The 1,623-nt window shown below is 71.9% G+C and carries 1 protein-coding gene; it reads right to left on the bottom strand.

What is annotated here, in order from left to right; genetic code table 11:
• The coding region (locus ACFVT1_RS40970) for an amino acid adenylation domain-containing protein (protein WP_389805865.1) at nt 1-1,623 on the bottom strand (1,623 nt) is incomplete at both ends.

Here is a 1,623-nt window from a genome sequence, read left to right as displayed (position 1 = left end):
GGCACCGGCAGAGCAGCACGATCCACCTTCCCATTCACCGACAACGGCAACACATCCAGCACCACCACCACCGCCGGCACCATGAACTCCGGCAGCAGGTCCATGGCGTGGGCGCGCACTGCCTGCGGGTCGGCCGTGCCCGCGACGTAGCCGACGAGCTGCGGCTGCCCCTCGGGGGCCGGCACGAGCAGAACCACCGCGTCGGACACCCCGGAAGCGGTGCGCAGGCAGGCCTGGATCTCTCCGAGTTCGATGCGGCGCCCGCGGATCTTGACCTGGTGGTCCTGCCGCCCGAGGAATTCGAGCCGGCCGTCCGCGCGGCGGCGGGCGCGGTCACCCGTGCGGTACATCCGGCTGCCGGGGATCCTTGAGAACGGATCGGGCACGAAGGCGGTCGCCGTCTTCGCCGGGTCGCCGAGGTATCCGCGGCCGACGCCGGCACCGCCCACGTAGAGGTCCCCCTCGACGCCGGCCGGCACGAGCTCCAGCCCTTCGCCCAGCACATGGAGCTGGGTGTTGCGGACCGGCGATCCGATCGGAATGGGCCGCCCGTCCGCGAGAGGGTCGGCGGTGACCACGGCGTGCGCGACGCCGTCGGCGCACTCGGCCGGACCGTAGGCATTGGTGATCGGGACGTGTGGGTAGCGCTCGAACCAGCGTCGGCACAGGTCGGCCGGCAGTTCCTCGCCGGTCGCCATCAGATGGCGCAGGCTCCGCAGAGCGGGCACGGGCAGCCCGTCGTCCCACTGGTCCAGCGCGGCCCGCAGCAGCGAGGGGACGACTTCGATCACCGAAATGCCCTCGTCGTCGACCATTCCGAAGAGTGCGGTGGGGTCGGCGGCCGTGCGACGGCCGACCGCGCGGACGCGACCGCCGACGGCCAGGGGCGCGAGCATCTGCCAGATGGAGATGTCGAAGGTGAGCGAGGCGTTCTGGACGAGGGAGTCCTCCTGTGTGAGGCCGAGGTCCTCGATCTGGGCGGCGATGTGGTTCTGCATGCTCGTACGGCGCACCATGGCGCCCTTGGGCCGGCCGGTGGATCCGGAGGTGTAGATCACGTAGGCGAGGCCCTGCGCGTGCGGCGGGGATGCGGGCAGCAGTTCCGCCACGCCCGCCCGTGCGTCCTCCACCAGGACGACCTCGGCCGCCCCGTCGGAGCCGGCGGCGATCTCCTCGGCCGGCGTGGCTTGACCACGGCCGGCCAGGATCCAGCGGACACCGGCGTCGGACAGCAGTTCCGACAGGCGTGCGGCCGGTGACCGGGTGTCGAGCGGCACATACGTGGCTCCGGCGGCCAGCACTCCGAGGAAGGCGACGGTCGCTTCGATGCCGCCCTCGGCCAGGAGCGCGACCCGCGCCTCCGGTCCGGCTCCTCGGGAGCGGAGCCGGCTCGCGACTCCGTCCGCCCGGGTCACCAGCTCCCGGTAGGTGAGGGTGTCGTGGTCATCGGTGATCGCGACCGCATCGGGGGTCCGCCCCGCGACCGCACGGATCTGTTCGACGACATCCTCGAAGTCCGCCGGCCTGTCCGTGTCGTTCCAGGTGGTGAGGAGCTGGTGGCGTTCAGCGGGCTCAAGGATCTCCAGCCGGGTCAACGACCGGTCGGGATCAGCCACCACCGCT

The organism is Streptomyces sp. NPDC057963 (assembly GCF_042887155.1).
Taxonomy (GTDB): domain Bacteria; phylum Actinomycetota; class Actinomycetes; order Streptomycetales; family Streptomycetaceae; genus Streptomyces.
This window is presented reverse-complemented; position numbering and strand designations above follow the sequence as displayed.